The sequence below is a fragment of the Enterococcus sp. DIV1067f genome, assembly GCF_050543505.1.
In the GTDB taxonomy this organism is placed as follows: domain Bacteria; phylum Bacillota; class Bacilli; order Lactobacillales; family Enterococcaceae; genus Enterococcus_D; species Enterococcus_D entomosocium.
Genome location: NZ_CP172940.1, coordinates 3,444,774 through 3,463,355, shown reverse-complemented (window position 1 = coordinate 3,463,355; position 18,582 = coordinate 3,444,774). Strand labels below are relative to the sequence as shown.

Annotated in this window: 17 protein-coding genes and 2 pseudogenes; 16 read left to right on the top strand and 3 right to left on the bottom strand. The window is 38.5% G+C overall.

From position 1 onward, the window contains the following. Positions 1-5: 5 nt before the first annotated feature. On the top strand, positions 6-1,811 hold the full coding sequence (locus IGJ42_RS16055) for an ATP-binding protein (RefSeq protein ID WP_429946878.1): 1,806 nt from the start codon (positions 6-8) through the stop codon (positions 1,809-1,811). Positions 1,812-1,826: 15 nt separating this feature from the next. On the opposite strand, the gene IGJ42_RS16050 is transcribed toward IGJ42_RS16055, so the two are convergent. After that, positions 1,827-2,246: a phosphate-starvation-inducible PsiE family protein gene (locus IGJ42_RS16050; RefSeq protein ID WP_008381850.1), complete on the bottom strand. Its 420-nt coding sequence runs from the start codon at positions 2,244-2,246 to the stop codon at positions 1,827-1,829. Between the two features lie 481 nt (positions 2,247-2,727). Here IGJ42_RS16050 and IGJ42_RS16045 point away from each other — a divergent pair, with 481 nt between their 5' ends. Both IGJ42_RS16045 and IGJ42_RS16040 read left to right on the top strand, forming a co-directional pair. Then, positions 2,728-4,251, top strand: a complete 1,524-nt coding sequence (locus IGJ42_RS16045; RefSeq protein ID WP_429946877.1) for a flavocytochrome c — start codon at positions 2,728-2,730, stop codon at positions 4,249-4,251. A gap of 277 nt (positions 4,252-4,528) precedes the next feature. After that, a complete protein-coding gene (locus tag IGJ42_RS16040) occupies positions 4,529-5,911 on the top strand; it encodes a lytic polysaccharide monooxygenase (RefSeq protein WP_429946876.1) in 1,383 nt (460 codons plus the stop codon). Positions 5,912-6,091: 180 nt separating this feature from the next. On the opposite strand, the gene IGJ42_RS16035 is transcribed toward IGJ42_RS16040, so the two are convergent. Together IGJ42_RS16035 and IGJ42_RS16030 are read right to left on the bottom strand one after the other, a co-directional pair. After that, positions 6,092-7,372: a 2-hydroxycarboxylate transporter family protein gene (locus IGJ42_RS16035; protein WP_005230514.1), complete on the bottom strand. Its 1,281-nt coding sequence runs from the start codon at positions 7,370-7,372 to the stop codon at positions 6,092-6,094. Positions 7,373-7,385: 13 nt separating this feature from the next. Further along, positions 7,386-9,047: a malolactic enzyme gene (locus tag IGJ42_RS16030; RefSeq protein ID WP_276525021.1), complete on the bottom strand. Its 1,662-nt coding sequence runs from the start codon at positions 9,045-9,047 to the stop codon at positions 7,386-7,388. 116 nt (positions 9,048-9,163) lie between these two features. On the opposite strand from IGJ42_RS16030, the gene IGJ42_RS16025 reads away from it, so the two are divergent. The 13 genes and pseudogenes from IGJ42_RS16025 (at position 9,164) to IGJ42_RS15965 (ending at position 18,309) form a co-directional block, all read left to right on the top strand. Next, a complete protein-coding gene (locus IGJ42_RS16025) occupies positions 9,164-10,078 on the top strand; it encodes a LysR family transcriptional regulator (RefSeq protein ID WP_430615797.1) in 915 nt (304 codons plus the stop codon). A 260-nt stretch (positions 10,079-10,338) separates the two neighbouring features. Further along, complete coding sequence (locus IGJ42_RS16020; protein WP_429946875.1) at positions 10,339-10,494, top strand: putative holin-like toxin; 156 nt, start codon at positions 10,339-10,341, stop codon at positions 10,492-10,494. A gap of 420 nt (positions 10,495-10,914) precedes the next feature. Then, positions 10,915-11,427, top strand: a pseudogene (locus IGJ42_RS16015) (DNA cytosine methyltransferase); the annotation flags it as partial. A 120-nt stretch (positions 11,428-11,547) separates the two neighbouring features. Beyond that, positions 11,548-12,328: pseudogene (locus tag IGJ42_RS16010) on the top strand (DNA cytosine methyltransferase); the annotation flags it as partial. A 249-nt stretch (positions 12,329-12,577) separates the two neighbouring features. After that, a complete protein-coding gene (locus IGJ42_RS16005; RefSeq protein ID WP_005233104.1) occupies positions 12,578-12,781 on the top strand; it encodes a hypothetical protein in 204 nt (67 codons plus the stop codon). 44 nt (positions 12,782-12,825) lie between these two features. Beyond that, entirely contained in the window at positions 12,826-13,155 is a 330-nt protein-coding gene (locus IGJ42_RS16000; protein ID WP_005233105.1) for a hypothetical protein, read from the top strand. Positions 13,156-13,248: 93 nt separating this feature from the next. Beyond that, on the top strand, positions 13,249-13,428 hold the full coding sequence (locus IGJ42_RS15995) for a hypothetical protein (protein ID WP_005233106.1): 180 nt from the start codon (positions 13,249-13,251) through the stop codon (positions 13,426-13,428). Between the two features lie 564 nt (positions 13,429-13,992). Beyond that, positions 13,993-14,394 (top strand): hypothetical protein, encoded by a 402-nt coding sequence (locus tag IGJ42_RS15990; protein WP_005233107.1) that lies wholly within the window; start codon positions 13,993-13,995, stop codon positions 14,392-14,394. Positions 14,395-14,449: 55 nt separating this feature from the next. After that, positions 14,450-15,214 (top strand): hypothetical protein, encoded by a 765-nt coding sequence (locus IGJ42_RS15985; protein WP_005233108.1) that lies wholly within the window; start codon positions 14,450-14,452, stop codon positions 15,212-15,214. After that, positions 15,211-15,999 carry a hypothetical protein gene (locus IGJ42_RS15980; protein WP_429946874.1) on the top strand — a complete coding sequence of 263 codons (789 nt, stop codon included), beginning with the start codon at positions 15,211-15,213 and terminating at the stop codon, positions 15,997-15,999. Before IGJ42_RS15985 ends, IGJ42_RS15980 begins: the two co-directional genes overlap by 4 nt. A gap of 1 nt (position 16,000) precedes the next feature. After that, the gene (locus IGJ42_RS15975) at positions 16,001-16,774 is read left to right on the top strand and encodes a hypothetical protein (protein ID WP_005233111.1); all 774 of its coding nucleotides are present in this window, start codon (positions 16,001-16,003) and stop codon (positions 16,772-16,774) included. A 14-nt stretch (positions 16,775-16,788) separates the two neighbouring features. After that, complete coding sequence (locus IGJ42_RS15970; RefSeq protein WP_172634725.1) at positions 16,789-17,451, top strand: ABC transporter ATP-binding protein; 663 nt, start codon at positions 16,789-16,791, stop codon at positions 17,449-17,451. Positions 17,452-17,940: 489 nt separating this feature from the next. Then, positions 17,941-18,309: a BlaI/MecI/CopY family transcriptional regulator gene (locus IGJ42_RS15965; protein ID WP_005233113.1), complete on the top strand. Its 369-nt coding sequence runs from the start codon at positions 17,941-17,943 to the stop codon at positions 18,307-18,309. Positions 18,310-18,582 lie beyond the last annotated feature (273 nt).

Below are 18,582 nucleotides of genomic sequence, written 5' to 3'. Positions count from 1 at the left end.
TTACAATGAAACCGCCATCAAAGTTTTGGCTGTATTTAAGCGTGGTCGCTACCTTATTCATTACATTGATTGGACTTATTTTTACCTTTACAAGTTATAAAAGCGCACAAAGACAAGCTGAAACCGTCGGGTTGCGGCAGTTAGAAACGGTCAACCAAGCGGCGATCAAGCTGATCAGCCGTAGTATCGAATCGTACCACATGGCTCTTGCCAATTATGCCGATGACCACCTCGAAGGTGCCGCCTTGGCTGATTTGCAGCGCCCCTTAACGTTACCAGTGATCAATTCCGCGAACAATGCCATGGTCGGATTGTTTTTGATCGACCAACAAGGTCAGGTCATCGCCCAAAATACCGCAACGTCTATAAATAAACCACAAGATCCAACGATGCAGGAACTGTTATTTAAAGATCCATCCTTAGACAAAGTATTGGCGGGTCGGCAGGTACAAAATGGGCAAGTCTATTTCGATGGTAAAGAGGCCTATTTAAATGTGTATCAGTCCCTAACCCTTGACGACAAAGAAGCGGTTCTTGTGATGCCTTTGAATCTGCAGCGCATGTACCATCATGAATTTACCACCGATCGCAATGTTTCCGGCTATACGATGGTCAAAAACGCCGATATGCGGATCGTTATGCACCCATCGGACGAACAAATTGGTTTTTCCATCGTTGAGAGCCGCAAAAAAGAATTTCCAGAGCTGGATTTCACCGATCTTGAGCGCTTGGAGCAAGAACAAATCGACAATGAAGAAGGCACCTCCGTCTATTATTCTTATTGGTGGAACGAAGAAACACTGCAAAAAGTGCTGAAATTGGCTGCTTATCAATGGATCACCATCGGCGACAGTCGGCTGATCGTCGCCAGCAATGCCGATTTTTTGGAGCAAAGCGGTCTCTTCTTACAAGACAACTTGATTTTGATCGGCCTGCTGGGTTTGTTGTTTGTCATTATGATTTTATTGACCGTACTGATCAAAAACTACATGAAACGCAATCAAGCCTATGTCGAAAACCAAGCATTGAAAGAACGACAACGGCTGTTAAAAGAAAAGCACGAAATCGAAAAAAACATTTTGCAAGAATCAAAACTGGAAACCATTGGCTTGCTAACGACCTCAATCGTCCATGACCTAAACAACTTTTTGACGCCTATGATTGGTCATCTGCAATTGCTGATCGAGGAAAACCAACACGATGAAGTCTTAGTGGAGGACTTGCAAGAAGTCTGCAAAGCGGCGGAAAAAGGCAAAGAGTTATCCAGCAATGTGCTACGTTTTTCGAAACTCGAAAGTGCCGATAAAACTGTGCAGTCGATCGCTACTACCTTGACAGAAGCCATCGATACTATGCGCGCACTGTTGCCAAAAGCCTTTTCCCTTACGTATGATATCCAAGAAGTAGGATATGCCGTCTACGAGAAGATCGATCTGCAAGTCATTATTTACAATTTGTTGATGAATGTGTACCAAGCAAATGCCGATTGCAGCATTCGATTGAGTCACACTTCGACAGAGAGCGCCACCTTTCCGTTTCGTAAGCAAGCTTTCTCCGCACAACAGGAGTTTGCTTTGATCGAAATCGTCGACAACGGTCCCGGCATACCAGAAGCAATCCAAGAAAAAATCTTTACCCGCTTTTTCACGACCAAGAGTGCCACTGGCGGTACTGGTCTAGGACTCTTTACTGTCTCTTCGATCGTGGAAAAAAACGACTGGTTGATCGATGTTACAAGTACGCCTAAAGGAACCACCTTTTATATTGGTATTCCTCTAACTGATCCCGAAAAAGCCACTAAACCCAACTGATCCAATGGGATGGTTTCAGTGGTCTTTTTCTTGGGCATGCTGGAAGGCATTGATTTTTTGCAGGACTAGCAAGACCAGTACCAAGACAAAAATCGCTAGAGCAAAAAATAGGGCATCGTTCGCCATGCCTTGCGTCAGCAATAGCTCGCGCAAAATCGCAGTAATACTGATCAAAATCAAGTAACGGACGGGAATATGGTGTCCGTCCTTCATATACCGCAGCAACATCAAAATGATTTCTAACAAAATGAATAACGTGGCAATTTCTTCAATCAAAAAGGACAGGTGGGGCGCTTCACTTAAAGGAAAGAGCGTCGTGCTGATCATAAAAATCGCTTTTCCCATAAAAATCAAGACGACAACGACTAAGATCGCTAACATGCTATCAATACAGATACTGATCACTCGTTCGAACATCCGGGTCAATTTTTCCATTTGCCACTCCATTTCTGCTTTTTCTTTTATTATACAAAAGAAGGCGCAGGACAAAGGGAAAAGAACAGTGAAAGAACAATCGCGGCAATATCTTTTTGACCGCGAACTTAACGGTCATTCTATGAGCGGGACCTTTGTGGCAGCTTTGAATAGCAGAAAGTAGCGAGGAAAATATAGTATCTTTTTCCGATAAAATTAGAAAAAGATGAGAATCAATAGTTAAAATATACACAAATTATTACGAGACACTTAGTTTCTTTTTTTGTTACAATGGTTAAATAAAATAGAACTCTGTTGAAATGTTGCTTAAACAATGTTTTTATCGCTATAGAATAGAAAAATAGTCCGATCGCAAGATGTTTACCATTGTTAATAAAGTAACAAGTTAAGCAGGGTTCGCAAGAAAAATGCTTCTTTTCTCATCATATATGACGGGGATCAGTGAGGAGAAAAGGGCAAAAAGAAAAACGGAGGGAAACAAATGAAAAAAAGTGGATGGTCAAAATGGGTGATTGGGACAGCCTCATTATTGTTGCTTAGTGCATGTGGTGCCGATGGCGGAACAAAAGCCAGCAGCAGTGCGGCAAGCTCTTCTTCAGAAAGTGAAGTCACTTCAGGTGCTTCCCAACAAGAGTATACCGATCCAGCAGAGTTAAAAGATCAATATGATATCGTCATCGTTGGTGCTGGCGGTGCAGGGATGGCAGCAGCCTTGTCGGCTAAAGATGCTGGAATGAATCCAGTCATTTTAGAAAAAATGCCGATCGCAGGCGGAAATACCTTGAAATCTTCTGGCGGAATGAACGCATCAGAAACCAAATTCCAAGAAGCCCAAGGCATTGAAGATTCGAATGAACAATTTTTTGAAGATACCCTTAAAGGTGGTAAAGGAACCAACGATCAAGAATTGCTACATTATTTAGTAGACAACTCTGCTTCAGCGATTGATTGGTTGGATTCAATGGGGATCACTTTAGACAATATCAGTTACAGCGGCGGTGCCAGTGTAAAACGGATCCATCGTCCTCACGACGGTTCAGCAGTCGGTACGTATTTGGTGGATGGCCTGTTGAGAAACATTCATGAGCAAGAAATTCCTTTATTTGTAAATGCTGATGTGACAAAAATCAATGAAACAGACGGCAAAGTCACTGGCGTCAACGTGAAAATCAATGGCGAAGAAAAAGAAATCGCTGGTGATGCAGTTGTTGTTACTACTGGTGGTTTTGGCTCCAACAAAGAACTGATCGAAAAATATCGTCCAGATCTGAAAGGCTATGTCAGCACGACTTCTGAAGGAAGTACAGGCGATGGTATCAAGATGATCGAAGAATTAGGCGGCGCAACGGTTGATATGGATCAAATCCAAGTCCATCCAACAGTGGTTCAAGATACAGGGATGTTGATCAGTGAAACCGTTCGTGGAGAAGGCGCCATCTTGGTGAACCAACAAGGGGAACGTTTCTACAATGAATTAGAAACCCGCGACAATGTTTCAGCTGCTATTACGGATCTGCCAGAAAGCTATGCCTACTTGATTTTTGACAATGCGTTAGCAGGTAGAGCCAAACAAGTCGATTACTACAAAGAACAAGGTGTAGTGGTAGAAGCTGACACCATCGAAGCGTTAGCTGAAAAAATTGATGTTGATCCAGCAACCTTGAAGAAAACTTTAGATACATGGAACCAAGCAGTGGCAGACAAAGTCGACAAAGATTTCGGTCGTGAAACGGCGATGGACTATGATTTGACGGAAGGGCCATTCTATGCGATTCAAATCGCACCTGGGATCCACCATACAATGGGCGGCGTCAAGATCAATACGAAGACCCAAGTGTTGAAAGAAGATGGCACACCAATCACTGGCTTGTATGCAGCAGGTGAAGTGACCGGCGGTATCCACGGACAAAATCGAATCGGCGGCAATGCTGTAGCCGACATTATGGTCTTTGGTCGCCAAGCAGGCGCGCAATCCTCTGACTATGTGAAAGAAAACGGGAAATAAGCGGCTGTTTTTTCCTAAAAAAGATCGTCTATAAAGAAAGAAACTTGGAACGAATCCTCTTAAGTGATTAGGAGGAGAATCGTTTCAAGTTTTTTTGTATTTCTAACTGAAAGGACGGAAAACTAGTCATTATAATCTTATAATGATTAAGTCGTTTATCATACATATATAAATAAACTATTTTTAAATGTAGAGTTTGCTTTTCAATGAATCGGAATCAAGGAATAAACGGATAGGATTGGTTTATTCGATGATAAAAAATTTTAGGAGGCAGAGTATGAAAAACGCATTGGTAAAATGGTCGGTCGGGGTGGCAATCTTACTTGGAGGGAGCTTGTTCTTCACGGGGAAACAAGTATTTGCTCATGGTTATGTGGAATCACCGGTCAGTCGGGGCTATCAAGGGTCTTTGGATCGCAATACGTTAGGGTGGAGCGCTGCGTTTGAGAAATATGGCAATGTCATTTCAAACCCACAATCATTGGAAACTAAAAAAGGCTTTCCAGAAGCAGGACCAGTAGATGGTCGCATCGCTTCGGCAGATGGTGGACTCGGACAAATCGGGGACTTTGTTCTTGATGAACAAGGAACCAATCGTTGGACCAAACAAGACATCAATCAAGGACCATTGCGGGTCAATTGGCATTATACAGCGCCTCACAAGACCACAAAATGGCATTACTATATCACGAAACCAGGTTGGGATCAAAACGCGCCACTTTCAAGAGATAGCTTGGAATTGATCGCTACTGTGAATCACGATGGTTCGGCTGCCAGCAATAGCCCAAGCCATACCATTACCATTCCAGAAAATCGTCTCGGTTACCATGTCATTTTAGCGGTCTGGGATGTTGCAGATACGCCAAATGCCTTTTATAACGTGATCGACGTCAACGTTTCCGGCTCAACGGTCATTCCCGAAAAACCAGCAGCACCAGCAAATGTCCGCTCAGAACGAGTGACTAGCAGCACGGTGGCTTTAGCATGGAACGGTCAAACCGATGCGAAAGAATACAACGTGTATCGCGATGGTGCCTTAGTGGCAACGACTACTGAGCCAACTTTTACCGACACACAATTAAAAGCCAATACAACCTATAGCTATCAAGTAGAAGCAATCGGCTTTACTGCGTTAGTTTCAGAAAAAAGTGCTGCAGTGAAAGTGACTACCTCAGCAGACAATCAAGTCGAAACCCCTTCGACACCAGGCAACCTGCATCAAATGAGCGTGACAGACAGCAGCGTTTCCTTAATGTGGCAAGCATCGACTCATACAAATGGGATCGCTGGATATGATGTTTACCGCAATGGCGTCAAAATTGCTACGGCCACAGGAACAACCTATGAAGACACGAATCTAGCAGCGGATACAACCTACAATTACCAAATCAAAGCAATCAGCAAAACGGGCGAACAATCCGCTTTCAGTAACCAGCTGAGCGTGAAAACCAATGCCAAAGAAGAAACTGAAACACCTGGAGGCGGGGAGTCAGAATACCGTGTGTGGAAACTAGGTACATTCTCTGCACCAGAAGTGTATACAAGTGGTGAAATCGTGAGCCATAAAGGCAGCAATTATGTCGTGATTAACACCCACTCAAATTACGGGGACACCACTTGGTCTCCTGATCAAGCACCAACCTTGTTTAAGAAGCTGTAACACTTGAATGAATCAGGAAAGCAAGAGCAGTGCGGAGGCACTGCTCTTTTTGGCTCTTTTATGAGTGAATGGCTGAATCTTTGTTCGATTCGTGCAACCAATTGGACGAATTCGTTTGAGGAATGCAAAAACAGGTGCTGCTATGCATCATGCGTAGCAGCACCTGTTTTTTGTTTTAGATCAAGAATAGAAGAAACGGATCAAGATTCCACCTAGAATCAGCACGATCGCACCGCATAAACGGTTGGCCATTTGGGCAAAAGCAATCATTTCCATTCTATCAGAGGCAGACAATACAGCGATATTACCTGTTCCCCCCATCGAGTTGTTGATCATACCGGCGCCAATTGCGGTTTCAACGGGATACATCCCTAATACCATCCCGAAGAACCAGCTGGCAGCCCCCATAGATACGACACTGGTTAGGCAAAGCACGACAAATTGCCAAGTAAAGGCAGAGGCCAGTGTTGACAGATCGATCAATGCCAAACCAATCCCCGCCAAAACCGCGTGGGTCAAATTCGTCATTACAACATTGTTGAACATCACCACAGAATCTTCGAGTTTCTTAGGGACAATATTCAAGGCTTTCAGAATAAAGACAATCACGATCATAAAGGCATACTCGTGAATTTTAGGGAAAAAGTCGCTTAAAATCGCACCAACAACCAACAGTGAAAAGGAAAACAGCATCCCGACCCCGATTTGTTGGGCATCAAGCGTTATTTTTGGTTTTTCTAATTCTTCTTTCGTGGCATTGATCAGGGTGCCATGGCCATTGTATTTGGTTTTAGCAAAGGCCTTTGCGATAAATAAAGCACCAATAATGGCAAGAATATTCCCGAAAGTAACTGCTGGCGCTAATTGAGAAAAGATGGCGGCTTGATTGCCGTTTGCCAAGCCATCAGCATAAATTTGTGAAAGTGGGGTGATTCCCGCCCCCATCCCGCCAGACATCATTGGTAGAGACACATACATCACCGAATCAGCGAATCCATTGCCTAGCAGCATACCGACAAGGCCGACGGAGAAAAAGCCTACTACCATGGTGATCAAAGCAACAGGAATGAATTTCGTAGAAGCCTTCACCAACAAATTGCGGTTCATACCTAAAATCGAGCCGCAAATCAAAGCGGCAATATAGAAATCAAGAAAACCAAAACCGCCCCCCATGAAGTCACTGACCGCGTCAATGACTTTCGTGGGAACGAGATGGAAGGAGGCCAAAAGGGTGGCACCAAGCAGGGTAAAAACTGACCCACCGCCAAGATAAGAATTCATGATCGGGAGTTTTTCCCCAATGAAATACAGCAGGTGTCCTAAGGCAACCAGTAAAATGGTGATCCCGACCATATTTAATGGCAACTTGTCTAAGGCAATCGCACTGAATATGACAACCATGAAAAAGAGATACAAGGGAAGACTAATTCCCGAAATCGTCATCGTTTTTAATTTATTCATTTTTCAGACCTTCCTAGTATGTTGGATACCATTTAAGATTTTGGACAGCTTTTGCCATATCGGTTTCTTGCGCTTGGGCTAGTCCTTGTTCTTTGGCTTTATTGGCAACTGCTTCAGCCACTTTGATAGAAACGTCCGCAACGTATTCAAATGGTGGGAGAACAGGTGCACCGGGTTGGCTCAAATCAACCAAACCACTTAATGAGTGAGCAGCGGCACCAATCATTTCGTCGGTCAAGAGAGAGGCTTCTGAAGCCAACATACCTAACCCTAGACCAGGATAGATCAAGGCGTTGTTTGCTTGACCGATTTGGTAGTCGACTCCTTTGTATTGGATCGTTCCTGAAGGGACACCGGTTGCCACAAAGGCTTTTCCATCAGACCATTCGATTACTTGTTCAGCCGTTGCTTCTAATTTTTTGGTTGGATTAGAGATAGGGAAAATCACTGGACGAGCAGTGTTTTCACACATCGCTTCCACAACTTCTTTGGTAAAGGCACCGGCATTGGTTGAGGTACCGACCAAAATCGTTGGTTTTGCGACTTTAATGACATTGATCAATTGCGTCATATCGCCAGCATTGGCAAAGTCAGCCCGTTTTTTGGCAAATGGTTTTTGTGCAGGAGTCAAATCGGACATATCATCGAACAAAAGCCCTTGTTTGTCAACCATAAAGAAATGATTGTAGGCTTCTTCTTCTGAAAGCCCTTCGCTGACCATTTCGGCATGGACACGGCTGGCAATCCCGGCACCAGCGGAACCACCGCCATAACATAAGTAGACTTGATCCGTTAATTTTTCACCTGTAATATCCAGTGCACCGAAGATACCGCCAAGTACAACGATTCCCGTTCCTTGGATGTCATCGTTAAAAGTTGGAATTGTTTGTTTGTATTTGTCCAAAATCGTTGCAGCATTTGAACGGCCAAAGTCTTCCCAATGCAAGTAAAGTTTAGGGAACAATGATTCTGCCGTTTGAACAAATTGATCGATGAATTGGTAGTAGGCATCACCGTAGACACGTTCTTGACGATTGCCTAGATACAAATGATCCTCTAACAATTCTTTACGGTTGGTACCGGCATCGATCACGATTGGTAAAACAGAAGCAGGGTCGATCCCAGCAGCTGCTGTATAAATCATCAATTTACCGACAGAAATATCGACACCTTGGACACCCCAGTCACCAATCCCAAGAATCCCTTCAGCGTCAGTGGCTACGATCAAGCGAATGTCTCGATCGCCAGCGGCATTTTTCAACGTTTCTTCGATATTCTCTGGATGATTGATATCTAAGTACGCTGCATATTGAGGATCCACAAATAGGCGGCTGTAATTTTCAATGGTATCGGCAATCGTTGGATCGTAGACGATCGGATTGAATTCAACGATATGTTGGTTGAACAAATAGTAGAACAATGTCCGATTGGTATTAAAGATTTCCATTAAAAAGTGACGTTTTTCAATGTCTGATTCTTTGGTGACATATTGCAAATAAGCTTGTTCTGCTTGTTCTTCGATCGTTTGCACGTGTGGGGGCAATAAACCGATCAGCCCTAGTTCTTTTCGTTCTTCTTGTGTAAACGCGGTTCCTTTGTTCAAAAATGGGTTATTTAAGATGTCATGTGCTTTCATTATGTTCCTCCAATGGATATATTTTGAGTACTCGTTCATTTCCATTAGCTACTTTAATCCTCGGACAGAATTATAGTCAACTATCGGTGGTATAATAAAAATTATTTATAACAAAACCGCTGCTAGTTTAAACCGGTTAAGGGAGGAATCAGACGATGAATATACGAGATTTAGAATACTTTAACGCTTTGGCAGATATGCTTTCTTTTACCCAAGTAGCGCATAAATTTGCGGTCAGTCAACCAACCGTCAGCTACGCTGTCAAACGCTTGGAAGAGCATTATGGCTGTGATTTGATCGTGCGAGAAGCCTCACATCGCTCCATCTCATTGACCACGGAAGGGGAAATTTTGAAGGCTCATGCGCAATATATCTTAGATGAATTTGTGACCTTAGACAGAGCCATTGACCATGCCAAAAACAACCGCACCCACATCGGCCTGCCACCGATCATTCGTTCCAAAGTCTTTTCAAAACTCTTAGATGAAAAAGAGATCATCCGCTTTATTTCGAAATTTCACTTGGTATCTGGGGGATCCAATGAATTGCTTTCAAAACTATTGTCAGGAAAAATCGATTTTAGCTTGCTGGGCAGTGTCAATCCCCTCGTCCACCCGAATCTGCAGGTGAAATTATTGCATCAGCAAGAATTCTTTATTTTTGTGTCAAAAGAAAATCCATTAGCTAAGAAAAAGGAAATCTCATTTGAAGAAGCTGCCGAATATCCCTTTATCCTATTGGAAAAAGGCTATACCCACATGCGCGCCTTTCAGAATTTAAGTGAGAAATCAAAGAAGAAGCCGGAAGTCCCCTTTTATTTTTCAGACGTCCAGACGATTGGCCAGCTGGTCAGTTCCAATATCGGCATTACCTTGATGACGGAATTTCCTGTGTTTCAAGAAATGGAAGGCTTAGTGAAAATACCGCTAGTCCCTGAAGATAAGGAAATTTTTTATATTCAATATGCCTATTTAAAGAGTGCGATGTTGAATCAAGAGGTTCAAAAGTTGATTAGGATCTTGGATGAGCTGTCTTGGGAGGAGGAAGGGGGAGGAGTGGGGATTTCTTGAGGTAAGGTCAGAGAAAAATGGTGCAGGTGCGTGTTCTTCGGATGTTGAAATAAAAGGGATCTTTCAATGCGGGACAAGACGAATGGATGGTTCCTTTAACCACTGAAACGAGAAAAAAATTCCTTTACTTAGACCGCTCTTATCGCATGACAAAACGCTAAAAACCTTGATAACTATCGGTTTATAGCGTGGGTTTCTGGTATAATAGTAGTACAGTAAAGTTTGTGACGGTGGCTATCTTTTGAAAGGTGGTGGTGCTTATGAAAGTAAGTGCTAACTCTTTAGAAAGGAGAAGCCTTTTGTCTGTAGCTGAAGCATTAGGGCTAATGATTAGTTTCGGTTCTTTAATCGCAACGATTATCTTTGGCATCCTAACTGCAGCAAAAAACGACAAAAAAAAAGTAACCAGTCACTAAACTTTGGCGAGTTGACTGATTACTAAAATAATATAAAACTTGCCACCGTCTTAAACGGTGCTGTAGGGGAGTTGTTGACGCAACTCCTCTTTACACAGTAATTATAGCAAGATTTCAGTAAGATATCAATCATTGACGCTACAGACGTGCTTTGCACGTCTATTTTTTGTCCTCCTAAGTGGTGGGGAGCAGCTGGAAGGTGGAGGGCAAAAAAGATCGCTTTTCTTTCTTTAAAAAGGTCTAAGTACCACCATTTTTCCGCAATTTAACCATCCATTTTCTCGGTATTCTTAATCCATCAGGTACTTGAAATACCTTTCATGCGCATGAAGAAACTGAGTGAACAATGGAAAATGGTACAACAGAAAATAAAGGCACCTTTTTAGATCTTTTTCAGGAATCGAAGGATTTCGTTTAGGGATGGAACAAGCTGGCTACCGATGTGTTGGGTATTGTGAGATCGATGGCCATGCCAGAAAAAGTTATCAATCAATTCCTGACACAAAACAGGAGGTAGAAATGTATGATATCACAAAATTTTCAGATGAATTTATTCGAGGAATCGGACGTGTGAACATTATCGCGGGAGGATTTCCGTGCCAAGCTTTCAGCCTTGCTGGAAAAAGAAAGGGTTTTTCAGATACTAGAGCAACTCTCTTTTTTGATAATGCACGCTTAGCATCTACCTTGCGACCTAAGCTTTTATACCTTGAAAACGTCAAAGGACTTCTCAACCATGAACGAGGGGCTACGTTTGAGACAATCCTCCGAACCTTGGATGAATTGGGGTATGACGTGGAATGGCAACTGTTTAAAAGCAAAGAGTTTGTCGCCCAAAACAGAGAGCGTTTATTTATTATCGGACATCTTAGAGGAGCAGGTACCAAAAAGATTTTCCTATCACAAGAGAAGAAGGATCAGTTGATCAAAAATCAGGAAGGATCCATTTAGCTGGCGTCACATGCAGCGAATGATTTAAGTCGATTTACACGAGAAAGAACGTAATATACAGATGGTCTGATGGGGACTTTGACCGCAACGGACTACAAAACACCGAAACAAATCGTTGTTGGCAACGTCAATCCAAGCGGTGGAGGAATGAATGGCCAAGTATATGATGCTTCAGGACTTAGTCCTACGATCACCACAAACAAAGGGGAAGGAAATAAAATTGCGATTCCGATCCTAATGCCAGATAAAGCCACTATTCGCCAAAACGGCCGTAGAATGAAGGAAAATGAAACACCGATGTTTATCTTAACCACACAAGATCGTCACGGAATTATCGTGGCAGGGTCGATCGATGGTTCCTATCGATCAGCTGCAGCGATCCATTCCGTAGATGGCTATGCCCTACACTTACCACCATGAGTGGTGGCGGCCACAAACCCAAAATACTGGTGAAAGCAGCCACGAAAAAAGGCTATACTGCAGTACTACCAGCCGATAGTATCAATTTCGTTTATCCTAAATCTACAAAACGTTGGGGACGTGTGGGAAATCAGCAAGCAAATATACCCACGTTACAAGTGATCAGCAAGCCGTAGTAACCGATGTTTTTCAGATCCGGAAACTAACACCACTTGAATGTTGGCGACTGCAGTTGTTTCCTGATTGGACCTTTTTGTCAGCGAAATTCGGTAGTAGGCAGATTGCTGAAGAAATAATCAGTAACGGGCTTGATCACTATAACTGCAGATACGATCAAGAAACTTCGAATAGTCAGCTGTACAAACAAGCTGGAAATTCGGTTACTGTATCAGTCATTTATTTCATAGCAAAGCACTTCGAAATAAACGATACGACGGCTTTTGATCGCTTTAGCGAAAGGTAAAAAATTATAGATAGTTCTTGAAAATAACGGTATGCCGTGATATAATAAATATACGGTATACCGTTATTTTATTTAGGTTAAGGAGGGGTTTTATTAAAAATAGACGGAACAAAAAAAGCATTTATTCTGCTGGGAACAGAATAAATGCACAGTAACAAATCCTTTCACGGGACGCTACTACTCAAAATATACCATAATTGCGAGTAGTGGCAAGCTTTAATTGTCACACTCCTTTCAGGAGGAAAAAATATGTATGCAGATAAAGAAAAAATTGAATGGCTGCTATTTAAAAGCGGTCACTCGATCACTGAAATCAAGAATAGATCCGAAGTCAAAGCAATGACTGTCTCTGATTTGATGCACAAGAAATCTTCTATAGAAAGAATGCGATTCGATAACGCTGCAAAGCTTACAAAACTTGCGGATCAATTAAAAGAAGAAATCACTGAATAATCAGGGTTTTGCCTTGTAACTCCTTATCTTTAGGAGGAGAAACTATGAACGCCGTTTTAAATAAGAAAAAATGTATTGTGACATTTGATCACTATGAAGATAATAACAATGTAGCGATTCAACTGGTTAAGAAAAGAAGAGGTCAGTCTGAAGAAGAGCTGCTTGCTACGGCTACGGTGAACACGAGTGTCGGAATCAAACAAGATTTCGTCGCAATCAAAGGGTGGTCTGAAAATACGGGCATTGAAGATGTACTGATAGAAGCTGGTGTCATTTGTGAGGAAGCTGTAGGGGCAATTCCTTGTGGCATGGCTGTTGCAAAAGTCTTTCCCCTTACAGAAGAAGCAAAGGAAGTCATGAAAAACAATCAGTAGAAAAGAGTCCGTTCAAAGCTGCGGCGAGTGTGGTTACACGCTCGCTGCGTCTTTGATTAAATCTTTGATCGTTTCAATGAAGGAGAGCGAGTTATGACCATTGCAAAAGGAAACACACGTCTTCCTGTAACGCTTAATGAAAAGAGGAAGCAGGGACTGAAGCACTTGAACACCAAGTACAAGAAAAGTGAATCGAAATTAATGTGTATCGCTTTAGATATGTTGCTTGAGCAAGAAAAAGCGGGATTTGAGATTCCTGAGCTTAGAAAGTGACTGCACTTTATTTTCTATTTTATTGAAGTGCTATCACTTATCAGTGAAACCGTTATCCAATACGTGGTAAACTAAAATCAGACAAAAGGTGAGATCCAATGGATGAAAAAGCCAAAAAGAAAATCGTAAAATTATTAGCACTTGCAAATGATGGAAAACTTCGCTCGTTGGTTAATTTTGTCCAATGAGAAATCAATAGTAAAATGTGATTTGATGGCAGATTATCCAGAGAGGAGTAGTGAATTATTGCTTAGATCTATATTTTGTTTACTGATTAATACTTCTATGATTTAAAAAAATAAGGTGAGAGATACAATATTTAACCATTAGATATATGGTCTAGTGGTGGTGAAGCATGGTATCAGCTGGACAATAAATCGGTGGGATTAAATTGAAACTTTACTGGAATAATTTTAAGAAAAATCAATAATTTAATATTTCTAATTTTATTTTTAAGCTATAATTTGTTTGTCAAAAGACTGTATAATTTAAAAAATTATTGATATAGGTTTATATAAATGATAAAGTTAATTATGGCGCTATCAATAAAAGGAGAATATTATTTTGAAAAAAATTAGACTAGTTTTGACAATTGGTATAATCGCATCTTTCTTTGGTTTTGTAATTCCTTCTTTCGCAAGAAGTATTTCAACCTATGATGTAACGATTCCTAGACAAGGCGCAATCGTTACTGGTTCATTGAAGAAAGAGTCTGCAGGGAAAGGTGTTCATAATAACTCTGCAATAGGTGGTAATAAAAGAATCAATACCTCTATTCGTTTAAAAAAGGATAGTTCAAATATAACCCCATCTTACAATATGGGGTCTGGGGACCGAATTACACTTAGTTACTCTGGTGGCGGTTCTTCTTATAACGGTAGCAACACTTCACTTGGAATTGCAACTCCTGTAACAACTACCGTTAAAGTTGCTGCTCAAGGAAGTTGGAGTCCAGACGAAAAATAATTTGTAAATTAAAATATATGATAGCGCCAGATTTTTTGCTAAAGGGGATTTAATAATGAAATATATACACTACGAATTGAAGTTAGTGCTAAAATCAAAATTATTTGTTTTTTCAATAGTTTTATCAATTGTGAGTATTGTAATAGGAATAGCTGGTAACATATTGCTTATCGAAATGGAGAAAGGTTTAACTATTTTCTTTTCTGGATTTAGTTTAAGCACTTCCTCAATACTCCCTTTATTGGCTCCGTTGTTAGCGGCTTTACCAATGGCCGATTCTTTTATAAATGATTTTCAGAATAATATGACTACAGCAATATTTGTTAGAGAATCGAAAGAAGATTATTTCTTTAAAAAATTTATTAGTGTGGGTTTATCTGGTTTTCTATCTTTATTCTTCCCATTGACATTGTTACTAATAATAAATTTACTAATATTTCCTGACTATTCTAATGCATATGTAGGGGTAATAGGAGGAGCATTTTCTAGCATTTTTTCAAAAAATCAATTGTTTTATGCTGTTGTCATTATAGTAAATAGCAGTATTTTTGGATTTATATATGCCAACATTGGTTTAGTTTCTTCTTTCTACTTTAAAAATCGATATATATGTGTGTTTTTTCCTTTAATCGTATATTTTTTACCATCTTTTATTTTCCCTTTTATGGGATTTGATAAATATGAACCAGTTACAACATTTGATTTAACTTCAAATACAGCCACAAATGGCTATTTAGTATCTTTGCAGTTAGCATTCCTACTTATATCGACTTTCTTTGTGGGCTATAAAAAAATCGCAAAAGGAAATTTAAACATATGATTCGAAGAATAGAAGCTATAAGATTATCTAAAAATAATCGTCATATTATATTCTTTGTAAGTTTATTATTAATAATAATTTGTTTTTCTTACTATCAATTTTTTTTGGAAACACCAACTAGAAATTTTTTCATGTGGTTACTTTATAACTTTCAAAATCTTTATTCCACAATTTTTGCTTTTCCACTGCTTTATTTAATCATAATAAATTCGCAGTTTTCATTTAACCTTAATAATTATCTTTATCTTAGTAGGATACCTAATAGAAAATTTCTATTTATTTCAGATATCAATTTAGTTTTGAAAGTTACTTTTTATTATATGGCTGGGATTTTCTTCATAAGTTCAGTATTAGGAATCTATGAGTTGAGATTTAATAATAGTTGGAGTCCAGAATTAGTTACTTTTTTTAAAAATACGTTTCAAGCTATACCAAATACTAATTATTCTCCCGTATTTCAAACAGGGCTTGCCTTTCTATTTTTCTTTTTATACTTATTGACTATTGGGAATTTATTTAATTTTTTGTTTGTGTTACTAAAAAAGAAAGGAATTAGCTTTTTAATTATATTTGGAATGATTGGGCTGCAAGCGTACTTTTTTAAATCACCTACAAATAGCTTAATTAAAATTATGATGCCTATTAATCATTATTTGATTTATTTTGAAAGAGCAAATGGCCAGTTTATTTCAATTTCTATAAGTTTTTTGTATTGGCTATCCCTTTTAGTAGCTAACTATTCATCTCTATATATACTATACAAAAATACTAAACTAGGAGATTAAAATGCATAGCAATTTACGGTTTCAAAGAATCTATTTCGCACAATTAAATGGCAAAAAATTTATCGCATCAAGCATTATATTAATTTTAATTATTTATATTTCTACATTAATAGATGTCGGTGATCAACCAGATTTAATTTATAAGTCAATCATTAACGGTATTCCCTACCAAGATTTTTCTTTTTTAACAATTATAAGATTTTTAGTATTACATCTAACCTATGTTTATGGATTTTCGGCAGCGTCTAGTTTTAGTAACAATTCCTATTTGTATCTAGCCATTATCAGACTTAAGAGTCGATGTAATTTGTATTATAACTCTATTTTCTTTTCTTTAATTCTATCCGTACTATATTGGGGAATAGCAGTTACTATTCTTGTGGTTTATTTATCTGCTTTTACGCTTTTCAATAGCAGCCTATCCGAAATTTTTTTCTTATTAATTTCAAAAGAAACAATGCTATTTTGCCTATTAAATATGCTTACTAGTTTTAGTCTTATAAACATTTTTATTCTGGTTAAAGCTCAGTTAAGAAAAGAGACATTAGCGTTTGGAATCATTGTTTTTCTACTGATAATTTATATATATTCATTTTTCATTTTTGGAAAAAATCATTTTTTATTTCTTAACACAGGAATTTTAACTGTTTACAGAACTAATTTATTCTTATTGGAAAAAGAATCATTAGTGCCAAATCTTTTATGGTTTAGTATACAAAATTTAATCATAGGATATCTAAATTTGTTTAATCTGAAGAAATTAGGAGTGGAGTGATATTAGTGAAAACTATAGAAAGTGTAATACAATTAGACAATGTGAGTATGAAATTTAAGAAGCATATCATTTTCGAAGATTTATATTTCCAGTGTCAAGCTAAAGAGATAATTGGTATCGTTGGTGAAAATGGATCTGGAAAAAGTGTATTATTTAAACTTATTTCTGGATTTATTATTCCAGATAAAGGAAATATATCTGTGAATGGTATTAATATAACGAGAAATAATGCACTACCTGATAAATTAGGGGTACTTATAGAGGAACCACCTTTTTTAGAAGATATTACGGGATTTGAAAATCTTAAATTACTTTCTAGTATTAAAAATGAGATATCAGATGCAGATATATTTGAAGTACTAAAAGAAGTAGGACTAATCGATAGAAAAGATGAAAAAGTTAAACATTACTCTTTAGGAATGAAGAAAAAACTTGGGATTGCTCAAGCAATTATGGAAAAACAAGAAGTAATTTTATTGGATGAACCTATGAATGCTTTAGATGAGGAAAGTGTTGAAAAAATGCGTTCTTTATTTAAGAAAATAGCTACTAAAGGAGCTACTATATTAATAGCTAGTCATAATAAAGAAGATATAAATAAACTCTGCGATAAAGTTTATAGAATAAAGGATAATAAATTAGAGAACATAGAATTTAAAACTCAAATAGAAAATTAATCTTATTGTTTTGTATAGTCATTCAAATAGCATATCGTCTTCTTAGTTATTTAAATATTCGTAGAAAACGATATGCTTTTAATACTTAAAATAATATAATTTCTTTTCAACTGTTTCAGAAAATCTATTTGATAGAGTCTACTCATCTCTACCAAATTCAATGTTTTTTAAGCGTTAATTTGATGATAGCTTGCTTCAGCAATCGTATTATACATAAAGTTTTTTTATAATGAAAAAGTGGTAGGCGTGGTTATAAATGTTAGCTCTATATACACTTTTAATCGTTGTAATCTTAACTGTTTGGCTATAGTGATCTTTATCAGCAGCAGTGTCATTAACTTCATATGTATAAGTTGTTTTTTTCTACCCAAGCAACTAATGGCAAGGTACAATGGATTATAATAGATATTATCAAATATGTGTATTGGCTAGTGGTCGTTTTTATATTTTACAAATAGAGAATAATCGAAAAAAAGTTAAGGGGCTATCATGTTAGAATTAAGCAAATCAGAATATCAAATTCTTTACTATTTTTATGAATTCAATCAGGCTTTAACTAAACACGAACTATTAGAAAGACTTCCAGAACTAAACAAAAATACGACTGCTGCTGTGATAAGAAGCTTATTAAATAAAGGGTATTTAAAAGTAGAAGAGATTAAATATTCTCAGAACGTATTAGCACGGGCTTACAGGCCTAGTATTCCTTTTATAAATTTTATAAAAGAAGAGTATGGGGAAGTGGCTGTAGAAAAATTAGTTAATCATGCAGTAAACTCTTTAAAGACCAAAAAGCAAACCGAATACTTTTCCAATCTTATAATTGAAAGAAAAAATGCCATAAATAAGAATAGTTGAAAATTTCATATTTTGTAGACTATTCAGGGAATAAAAAAGGGTCAGAAACTTAAAAGTTTTTGACCTTTTTTCCTAAAGAACTCTTCAAACGTTTAGTCTGGAGACATAATTTATCGTTTCAAGAGCTTTAATTGCTTCAAAAACAGATCCGCTTGTTTGCAGTATAATTTTAGCTATTATTTTCTAACTAGCACTAAACTTTCTTCGAGCATGCTATTATAATCAATTTTCGTAGTAGAAAGTCTTGTATTTACATTGTTAAAAAATGTATTG

What these genes read in the sequence shown, in the direction of transcription:
- IGJ42_RS15975 (WP_005233111.1), top strand. Translation starts at nt 16,001, where the DNA reads ATGCATAGCAATTTACGGTTTCAAAGAATCTATTTCGCACAATTAAAT.
- IGJ42_RS15985 (WP_005233108.1), top strand. Translation starts at nt 14,450, where the DNA reads ATGAAATATATACACTACGAATTGAAGTTAGTGCTAAAATCAAAATTA.
- IGJ42_RS16035 (WP_005230514.1), bottom strand. Translation starts at nt 7,372, where the DNA reads ATGAATAAATTAAAAACGATGACGATTTCGGGAATTAGTCTTCCCTTG.
- IGJ42_RS16050 (WP_008381850.1), bottom strand. Translation starts at nt 2,246, where the DNA reads ATGGAAAAATTGACCCGGATGTTCGAACGAGTGATCAGTATCTGTATT.
- IGJ42_RS16025 (WP_430615797.1), top strand. Translation starts at nt 9,164, where the DNA reads ATGAATATACGAGATTTAGAATACTTTAACGCTTTGGCAGATATGCTT.
- IGJ42_RS15980 (WP_429946874.1), top strand. Translation starts at nt 15,211, where the DNA reads ATGATTCGAAGAATAGAAGCTATAAGATTATCTAAAAATAATCGTCAT.
- IGJ42_RS16040 (WP_429946876.1), top strand. Translation starts at nt 4,529, where the DNA reads ATGAAAAACGCATTGGTAAAATGGTCGGTCGGGGTGGCAATCTTACTT.
- IGJ42_RS15965 (WP_005233113.1), top strand. Translation starts at nt 17,941, where the DNA reads ATGTTAGAATTAAGCAAATCAGAATATCAAATTCTTTACTATTTTTAT.
- IGJ42_RS16000 (WP_005233105.1), top strand. Translation starts at nt 12,826, where the DNA reads ATGAACGCCGTTTTAAATAAGAAAAAATGTATTGTGACATTTGATCAC.
- IGJ42_RS16045 (WP_429946877.1), top strand. Translation starts at nt 2,728, where the DNA reads ATGAAAAAAAGTGGATGGTCAAAATGGGTGATTGGGACAGCCTCATTA.
- IGJ42_RS15995 (WP_005233106.1), top strand. Translation starts at nt 13,249, where the DNA reads ATGACCATTGCAAAAGGAAACACACGTCTTCCTGTAACGCTTAATGAA.
- IGJ42_RS16020 (WP_429946875.1), top strand. Translation starts at nt 10,339, where the DNA reads ATGAAAGTAAGTGCTAACTCTTTAGAAAGGAGAAGCCTTTTGTCTGTA.
- IGJ42_RS16005 (WP_005233104.1), top strand. Translation starts at nt 12,578, where the DNA reads ATGTATGCAGATAAAGAAAAAATTGAATGGCTGCTATTTAAAAGCGGT.
- IGJ42_RS16055 (WP_429946878.1), top strand. Translation starts at nt 6, where the DNA reads ATGAAACCGCCATCAAAGTTTTGGCTGTATTTAAGCGTGGTCGCTACC.
- IGJ42_RS16030 (WP_276525021.1), bottom strand. Translation starts at nt 9,047, where the DNA reads ATGAACGAGTACTCAAAATATATCCATTGGAGGAACATAATGAAAGCA.